General features: G+C 52.1%; 9 protein-coding genes. 4 read left to right on the forward strand and 5 right to left on the reverse strand.

Translation table 11 applies throughout. From position 1 onward, the window contains the following. The 4 genes from ACIQ20_RS14655 to ACIQ20_RS14670 form a co-directional block, all read right to left on the reverse strand. On the reverse strand, positions 1–763 hold a 763-nt coding region (locus ACIQ20_RS14655; protein ID WP_395781560.1), incomplete at its 3' end, for an MBL fold metallo-hydrolase. Next, entirely contained in the window at positions 753–1,358 is a 606-nt protein-coding gene (locus ACIQ20_RS14660; protein WP_395781562.1) for a TetR/AcrR family transcriptional regulator, read from the reverse strand. The genes ACIQ20_RS14655 and ACIQ20_RS14660, both read right to left, overlap by 11 nt. Continuing rightward, positions 1,351–2,259 (reverse strand): alpha/beta fold hydrolase, encoded by a 909-nt coding sequence (locus ACIQ20_RS14665; RefSeq protein WP_395781564.1) that lies wholly within the window; start codon positions 2,257–2,259, stop codon positions 1,351–1,353. Before ACIQ20_RS14665 ends, ACIQ20_RS14660 begins: the two co-directional genes overlap by 8 nt. 2 nt (positions 2,260–2,261) lie before the next feature. Then, the gene (locus tag ACIQ20_RS14670) at positions 2,262–3,521 is read right to left on the reverse strand and encodes an aromatic ring-hydroxylating dioxygenase subunit alpha (protein WP_395781566.1); all 1,260 of its coding nucleotides are present in this window, start codon (positions 3,519–3,521) and stop codon (positions 2,262–2,264) included. 69 nt (positions 3,522–3,590) lie between these two features. Between ACIQ20_RS14670 and ACIQ20_RS14675 the strand changes: the two genes are divergently transcribed. The 4 genes from ACIQ20_RS14675 (at position 3,591) to ACIQ20_RS14690 (ending at position 7,342) form a co-directional block, all read left to right on the forward strand. Beyond that, a complete protein-coding gene (locus ACIQ20_RS14675; protein WP_395781568.1) occupies positions 3,591–4,361 on the forward strand; it encodes an SDR family NAD(P)-dependent oxidoreductase in 771 nt (256 codons plus the stop codon). Positions 4,362–4,632: 271 nt separating this feature from the next. Then, positions 4,633–5,793 (forward strand): agmatine deiminase family protein, encoded by a 1,161-nt coding sequence (locus tag ACIQ20_RS14680; RefSeq protein WP_395781570.1) that lies wholly within the window; start codon positions 4,633–4,635, stop codon positions 5,791–5,793. Continuing rightward, positions 5,793–6,992, forward strand: coding sequence for an MFS transporter (locus ACIQ20_RS14685; protein ID WP_395781572.1), 1,200 nt, complete (start codon positions 5,793–5,795; stop codon positions 6,990–6,992). The genes ACIQ20_RS14680 and ACIQ20_RS14685 overlap by 1 nt, the downstream gene beginning before the upstream one ends. Continuing rightward, complete coding sequence (locus tag ACIQ20_RS14690; RefSeq protein ID WP_395781574.1) at positions 6,992–7,342, forward strand: nuclear transport factor 2 family protein; 351 nt, start codon at positions 6,992–6,994, stop codon at positions 7,340–7,342. Before ACIQ20_RS14685 ends, ACIQ20_RS14690 begins: the two co-directional genes overlap by 1 nt. 52 nt (positions 7,343–7,394) lie before the next feature. Here the strand turns inward: ACIQ20_RS14690 and ACIQ20_RS14695 are convergent, their stop codons facing one another. Next, complete coding sequence (locus ACIQ20_RS14695) at positions 7,395–7,712, reverse strand: DMT family transporter (RefSeq protein ID WP_395781576.1); 318 nt, start codon at positions 7,710–7,712, stop codon at positions 7,395–7,397. Positions 7,713–8,596: the final 884 nt, after the last annotated feature.

Here is an 8,596-nt window from a genome sequence, read left to right on the forward strand (position 1 = left end):
TTTCAAGAAATGCGCGCACAAGTTGATGCAACCGCTCGCGTCCAAAAGAGCCATTATGGCCGGCGTGAACGACATTGACAGGCAGCTCGAGCAACCGCTTCATGGTCGCTTCGTAAGCTTCCCGATTAGATCCCTGTAAACCATCGATTAGCGGCCCATCATATACCGCGTCACCGGAAAACAATGTACCTGTCACGGCATCCCACAAGCCAATCGAACCGGGAGAATGTCCGGGAAGATGGAGAACTTCTAGAGCGCGATCACCGAGATCAACGACATCTCCTTCTTCGAGCGTGCGTGTCGGCTCAAATGCCGTGTCAGCCAACTTGCAGCTGCTCCTATGATCTTTGGGGAGGAATGGAAGAGTCAGATCATAACCTGCCGCCTTACAGGCGCAGAGATCGGCTTCGTCCCAAGCTTCAAAAGACAGCGGCGCCGAAAAATAGCCGGTACGAGCCATCCACGCCTCCGCTTTATGCACCCAACGTTCTTGAAACGCGCTCATGCCCCCAGCATGGTCGGCGTGCGTGTGCGTGGCGATGGCGGTCTGGGGACGGCCAAAAACTTCTAGTGCGGCGCGATGTAAGTCTTCAATGCCCAATCCAGTGTCGATCAGAATGTCGCGGTCGCGACCTTTGATGTGCCATATATTGCATTGCATCAATGGATGGACGTCTGTTTCAATGATATGGGTGATTCCTTCGCCCATAGGTGTGAAGACAAACCAGTCCGACGTCGCTGCGCTTTTTTGCTCACAGGTCATGGAGATCGACCTTATAGCGAATGATAAGTGTCTTAAGGAGCGCGCTTCGGACCCGATGCGCCTCTGCCGGAGCCGACACCCCAGCAAGGGCGACACCGTCAGAGAGTGCCAGCAGAAACGCCGCTTCTTCACTGGGGGTGAGTTCGAAATGCTTAGTTTGGCTGCAGCCGTCAAAAATTTCCGTCAGGGTGTCTAGATACTCGCAATATAATTGTGCCTGAAGCTCTCGGAACATGGGTATCGCCATTCCGCTGGCGAAATAGTTCAGAAACATAATCGCGCGGTCAGGGTCTCCAGCTAAGCTAGAGCTGCCAAACAGGCATTTGATCGCAGCAATCAGCTTGTCATCAACCGAAGCCGCAGCCTGCGTTCGATTGCGCAATTCCTCAAGATCCTTGCGCGCGAAATGTTCGAACGTGAAAGCCAGCAAATCGTCACGGCTTTCAAAATAATGTTGACCAATACTCGCACTATAGCCCGCTGCACTAGCGATTTTTTTGACCGTTGCACCCGCCAAACCATCTCTCGTGATAACGGTTTTTGCGGCGGCGGCGATGTCCTGTCGTACTTCGTTGTGATCAACAATTTTAGGCATGGTTTTTGACCTGTAACGACTTGATATGGCAGAGAATATGGCCGGCGAGGACGGGCGCGAGGTTATGTGCCAGATTGTGCCCGGCACCTTGGATGATTACCAGCTCTGAGCCGGGGATCTTGTCTTTGAGGCTTTGACCATTTTCACGCGTAAAGAAAGCATCCTCGCTCGCCTGAAGGATCAGCGTCGGGATGCTCGCGAGTTCACCAAGACGATGATGATAGGGTGGTGTCGCAAACATAGCCAAAAGATGACGACCAGCGCCACTAGGCGTGTAAGCACGATCATAGGCCGCTTCCGCGTCGGCGCGTGCCTCGTTGACGTTTTTGAAATAGACCGAGCCATTGGTGGCTTCAATCAAGTCCAGCGTCGCTTTTATTGCTTTTTCCCGTGTCGGCTTATCAGTGGCGGCAGCGACGGACTTTGCAAACAGACCAGCCGATGGCAGGGGCAAAGCTTGGTCGCCACTGGTTGTGAATAAAAGCGACAGTGATCGAAACGCGTCTGGCCGCTGCAACGCAGCGAGCTGAAGTATCTGCCCACCCATCGAGAAACCGATCGCATGGACCGGCCCTAGCTGGAGACTATCGATCAGCGCAAGACAATCATTGGCCATGTCGCCCATAGTGTAGGGCGAATTCGCCAACGACTTTGAAAAGGCCGCCGCGACCAATCGAGTCATGCCGGGGGCACCGAACTGATCGAATGATGTCGACAACCCCATGTCGCGCGAATCATATCGAACAAAGCAATAGCCAGCCTTTACAAACTGGCCAATCAGTTCATCAGGCCAGTCGATCAACTGATCGGTAAATCCTGTGACGCCAATGATGGCAGGCGCACTTGGATCACCAACAATCTCATATTCAAATTCGACGCCATTGGCGGTTATACGTGCCATATCTATTTAAGGTCCTCAGGCATGGAGTTCGCGCCCAGGTCGCTTGCGACCATTTTGGTGAAACTGTGGTGAGCGCTATCCCAAAACGGCGCAAAACAGCCAGTTGCATTAGGAAACGCGCGTCGTCCCTTTTGAATACCGCGAACAATCGCAGCGTCTTCATTGCCAGCTTGGCGCCAACCCTCGCGCACCAGTAGCCGCATTACCGCTTGCTCTTCGCATTGGGCCACTGACCGATCAAAAAATTTGGCCATCATCATCTCAGAATTCTCCGATCCTAAAGGGCGAAGAATAGTGGCGTTAACATGTTCGCCCAAGACGGAGAAAAACAGATTTGGATAAAGCGAAAGGATCAGACGTTGCGTGCTTTGAGAGCCGTCTCGCATCAAGATTTTTGGCAATGGAAGCGCTTGATAGGTTTCAGAAGAATGGTCTTCATCAAAAATCAGCCCAGTAAGGCCGCGGTCATTAACGGGTTCAAAAGTCCGCTGTCCATCTTCGGTAACTCTGGGAACATCAGGTGACTTACGATACGCGTCATGCACGAAGCCCTCGTGATACACATTCATGCAAGCATTTTCGAAGACGGTTTTCCAATTCCCACCCATTTCGAGCCGGTCAATATCAGGTCGATCACTCAATTCCGTTAGTCCAATTGCGAGGTTGGACAGGTCGAAACCAGTCAGGCGTTCTTCCAAGGGCGCTATAAATTCACTGAATGATGGTGGGTTGGAGGAGCCGTTTACAAAGACAATTCCACGCCAGACCGCGCTGGCAAGTGGAACCAGATCAAGAGCATGCGCACCCATATCTTGGGCCGAGCAGTCCTTGCGGCCAGACCAATAAGGTGCCTGTCGTAATGAGCCGTCAAAATTATAAACAAACCCATGGTAGCTGGCTTCGATATTGGAGCAGCCCGATCTTGGCTCCATCACGATAGGTGCGCGATCAAAGGGGCTGATATTCAAAAATGTTCGAAGGCATCCCTCACCATCGCGGGTCACTAAAACAGGGATATCGGCGATCTCACAGGGATAGGCGGCATTTAACTGCGCCACCACGGCCTCGAAAGTTAAAGCAACCCAGCGCTTTTTGAAGATTTCTTCTCGCTCTGCCGCGAAAAACTCGGGGTCGAAAAAGCAGCGGGCCGGCAGAGTTTCAGCCTTTTCAAGTGGCGCGAAAACCCGCTGTTGCTCTTCTTGCGACAATATTCCCGAACCGATCACGTCAGCCTCCTTAGCCTCAATTAAAAACTGTGACATTATTTTTGTGTTGCCGCAACATAAAAATAATGTCATGGATTTGTGACGTGTTTAAAATGGGGCGTTTTGATGTTTGATTTGACCGGCAAAGTCGCCGTTGTGACGGGCGGTAGCGAAGGGATCGGGGCTGCAACGGTTCACCGCTTTGCGAAAGCGGGTGCGGTGGTTATTTCCGCGGACCTGAAGAGTGCCAGCGCTTCATCAGGGCAAGGCATATTCCACAAAACTGTGGATGTCAGCGATGAGGAAGCGGTGGCTCAGCTTATCAAAGGTGTGGTTGGGGACCATGGGCGTATCGACATTATGGTCAATAATGCAGGGATCGCTGGAGCGACTGATTTCATTGAGCAATGCAATCCAGACGACGTACGCAAGACAATGTCAGTCAACACCTTTGGCGTGCTTCATGGGGTGAAACACGCCGCTCTTGCCATGTCGAGCGGTGGCTCGATTATCAATGTGGCATCGATGGCAGCGATATCGGGCGCGCCTGGCTATACGGCTTATGCGCTGTCGAAATGGCCGGTCATCGGGCTTACCCAGATCGCTGCCATCGAATTGGGGGCGCGCCAAATTCGGGTCAATGCCGTGTGTCCGGGCGTTGTTAATACTGCCATGACAAATAATTCGCCAATGGCTGAGTTTGAAAAACGCATTATCACCGCAACTACTCCTCTTGAGCGCGTTTGCGAGCCCGAGGAAATCGCCGCGGCGATCCACTTTCTGGCGTCTGACGATTGCGGATATATAACAGGGCAGGCGTTGCACATTTGTGGCGGATCTTCGGCAGGTCTGGCTCTCGGCATCCCGCAAGTCATTGCCGCAGCGATGCAAGGGTAAGTGAAGGATGCCTGTTCTCATATCTAGCGCCATCCTCGCATTTGTTCTGGGCGTTTTGTTTACGATCTTTATTGGCCCACGGATTCTGCAAGCAATCTTACGGCGGCAGATTGTGTCGCAGTTGAAAGGTGCGTCGCCGACTATACCTTTTCATCTCCACACGCCTGCAAGTTTCCGTGAAATGCTCAGCGAGGGCGTGCCTTGGCTTGCTAGCCTCCTTGACCAAGATACCGCTGGGCGGGCCCTGGGAACTTTGCAGGCAAAACACCCGATGACGTCGTCCAGACCTTTGGGACTGGCCGATCATGAAGCCATCGTCTGGCAAATTGAGAACTCAATCCTCGCCAAGGTGCTGGCCGACGCACATGTCGATTATGCCGCTCTTTTGCGATCGTGCGAGCAAACCGGCGCGTTAGACAAAGAAATCAAACCTGTTAGCCATTATGGTAGCCGTCCGAGTGCGGGCTTTAGATTGCCGGGGGAGCATGAGCCATTGGCCGGGGTGCTTTTGTCATGGCCCATTAATTATCCGAGCCGCTGGGAACGCCACGCTGAGCTAGCAGATCAAGTCCGGGTTGCAGGGGCCAAGCCTGTTATCCTTGTGCCCAGCGCGGCTTGGCAGGCCCTAGTCGACGCTTATCTAAAAGCGCGCGCTCCAGCCGCTCAACCCAAAATTCTCCAAATTGCCACCGACGATGTGTGGATTCGTGATTTTGGCCCTCATTTCGTGAAAACGCCCGAAGGCGGGCATGCAATCATCGCGACCCCTTATGTGCCCATTGCGCAAAATTATCAGAAGTATGACAATAACGCACAGATCGAATTGGCAAGGGCGTTTAATCTGCCTTTTTATCGCTTTCCGCTCATCGTGGAGGGCGGCAATTTGGTGACCGATGGCGCTGGCACCTTGGTGATGACCGATGCTGTGTTGCATTATAATCCAGAGCTAACGCCTAGTGACCTTAGCGCAGCTTTCAAAGGTTGGTTCGGCATAGATCGGCTTTTGTTGTTTCCGGCCCTGAAAGGGGAATTGACCGGCCACATAGATATGATTGTAAAATTCGCCGATCCATCACGCGTTTTGGTGGCCGACGTTCCAAAAGGCCATCCTTGGAAAGACGACCTCAATTACATCGCACAAAAGCTTGGTGAAACGCGCGCTCACGCGGGTACTGGTGCACTCTATGCGGTGCACAGGATCATGATGGCACCAACACAAGCGCACTCGCCGCGGGTGTGGAGCTACATCAATAGTCTGACGGTCAATGATAGCATCATAATGCCGCTATTTGATGAGGCATCCGACGCAGCGGCTATTGGCGTTTATAGGAAACTTGGATTCTCGCATGTCGTTGGCATCGATTATCGCGACTTCCCACTTGGCTCAGTACATTGTCAGACCAAGGAAATCCCTGAGGGGGTGGCGCTCTAATGACTCCTGCACCCTATACGCCGTCCAGCGTCTCTTCCTTTGTCCGGCAATCATGGCGCTTGTTGGTGGTGGCTATTGCAAGCGGTGGCATCGGCATCACCATGTCAGTAGTCTCGCCCTATCTTGTGGGCGCTTATATAGCTAATCGTAGTCAAGGCGGGTTGGCGCTTGGGGAAAGCACCGCAGGCGCCCTCGCTAGCTTTGAGATGGTGGCCACCGCACTCGCTGCGATCATTTCGGCCAGCCTTGTGACGCGTTTTCGATTGTCGTGTTTGCTAATTGGCGCGGGCGGCGCGATCATCTTGGTCAACGCTGTCTCATTCTATGGCGATATGTCCTCACTTTGGTTTCTGCGGCCGATAGCTGGAGCGGCGGCGGGCATCGCCGTTGGGGTCGCCAATGCCATTATTGCTCGCTCAATTGACCCCGATCGCCTTTATGGGCTTTCTTCGACGCTTGGCACCGCTATGTCGGCTTTCGCGCTATTACTGACGCCTTATTTCACCGCTTGGCTTGGTTATTCAGGCGTGTTCCTGCTTCTTGGGGTATCTGCGGTTATGTTAACGCCGATTGCGCTGTTGCTGCCAACCCATGTCGACTTACTTCCGCCGCAAGCGAAACTAGCATCTCCAAATTTTCTATCGACATCAGGATTGTTTGTTGTCGCTACAGCCGTGCTTCTCAACCTTGGCGATGGCTCTCTTTACTCATTTTCTGAGCTGATCGGTGAAAGGTCTGGTCTGGATAAAACAGAGATAGGTGAAGTTTTGGCAATCGCCGGTTTGTTTGGCGTCCTAGGCGCGCTACTGGCCGCAACTCTGGGTAGTCGCTTGGGGCGATTGGCGCCTTTTGCCGTCGCAGTGACGCTCAAAGCTGTTGGAAGCCTGGTTGTAACGACAATGATATCCCCGTCTGCATTCGTCGCTATGCAGTTTCTACTGACCTGCACTTTCTACTTCTCAATCGTTTTCCTACTTGGCCTTTCTGCCTCAATTGACCCGCGAGGCGGACTACCGGCCATGACCGGTGGCTTTATTCTTTTGGGAGGGTCAGTCGGGCCGGTTTTTGGCGGGGCTGTCGTCGAACATTTTGGCTATCCATGGTTTGGAATTGGCGTCGCTTTGTGTCTGGCCGCAGCTTTTGCCTGCTTCGTCATTGCAGATCGTTTAAACAGGGCAGTCTTGGTGGAGAAGATATGATGTTGGATGCAAAATCGCTCGTCGACGGCCTTTATGAAGCCCTGCGCAACCAAGACTTTGAGAAATGCCAGACCTATCTCCACCCCGATTTTCAATCTGAAACCCAGCCAGAAGAAACGGGGCCAGATGCCTTCAGACGATCCCATGAACAACTTCTAGGGGGCGCTCATAGGATTGAGCGCCGTGTCCTGCACGCCCTTAGCGAACACGATATGGCCTGCTGTTTACATGAGTTCTCAATTTACCCAAAAGCTGAGGCCGTTCCGGTTTGCGTTCGGGTCGCAGATTTTTACGAGATTCGCGATGGCTTACTTTTTCGGCATTGGGACGCAGTGCAATTTTTGCCTTGAGACTTTGTCTTGCATAGAGCGAGACTTTGTTTCCGAAGATATAAGAAGCAAATTAAGGATTAAGCACCTTTAGCCCAACGATCCCGCTCACGATCATGAGGAGTGGCACTATACGCGTCCAAGTCGCCGGTTCACTAAATACGACTATCCCTACAATAGCGACGCCAATTGCGCCGATGCCTGTCCAAACTGCATAGGCCGTTCCAATGGGCAAAATATTGATGGCCTTACCCAAGAAATAGAAGCTGACAATCATGCACACAACCATGAACGCGGTCGTCCATGGCTTCGTAAATCCTTCAGACTGCTTCATGGCAATCGCCCAAGCAATTTCCATCAGACCTGCGATGAGGAGATAAATCCACGCCATATCAGAAATCCTTCACTCGACCAATAATTACAATTCCGGTGAAGTCGCAATATCATGTTTATGATACGGGCGATTGCCTTAACGTTCAGACTTGAAGCCCAGCTGCCCACCTAGTTTTGGCTCTATAAGTTTTGAGTGGCAAGAGGCCAACGACCTTCAAACCAGAAAAAGCGAGGCGTCACTTTTCAAGGTGCGATCAGAGTTTTTGGTGGCCCCCTCATGCTATTTTTCGTCGATGGGCAAGCTAGAGAAGACATACTTTGGCAAGCCTCATCTGCGATAAAAGACATGGAGCCAAATTGAAAGTCGATAATTGTGTAACGTGCGTAACCAAAATGAAGGGCAAGCCTTTATATCGATCATCAATAAATGTCCTAGTGCAACTAGCTGGGAAAGGCCATCCCGGCAACGCTCGCAATGAATTTAAAGCCCTCATACTACTTTTCTTTGATTTGTCTTCGACATAGGGCACAATCCGTGCGACCTCCCCCCGCCGCGCGACGTAACCATAAATTCCTCTCCGGCTTGGATGAGCTGAAAGAGTTTGGAGAATGCGTGGTTTGCTTCCGATGCAGTTATCGTTTGGGTCATGTGTTCAGCTATAATGAGATGTTAAACCTAAATTTTTGAAGGCAACGAGAATATGCAGCAACAAGGGACATGCCATGAGGTGGACCCCCTTCCATCATCCGTAACGGCTGGTTTGCGGATCAAGTCCCATTTGGTGGTGTAACACGCGGTGACAGCTAATCCCCCTGCGCAGCGCTCGTCACATAGCTGGCGGCGTGGGGGGATTGGCGGTTGGTCATTGATCATTCTGGTTTAGGATTGGGTTGCGAAGCTCAATTTTAGACCACGAAGGAACAACCAATGACCAATCCCAT

The sequence above is a fragment of the Aquidulcibacter sp. genome, assembly GCF_044346625.1.
Lineage (GTDB): Bacteria > Pseudomonadota > Alphaproteobacteria > Caulobacterales > Aquidulcibacteraceae > Aquidulcibacter.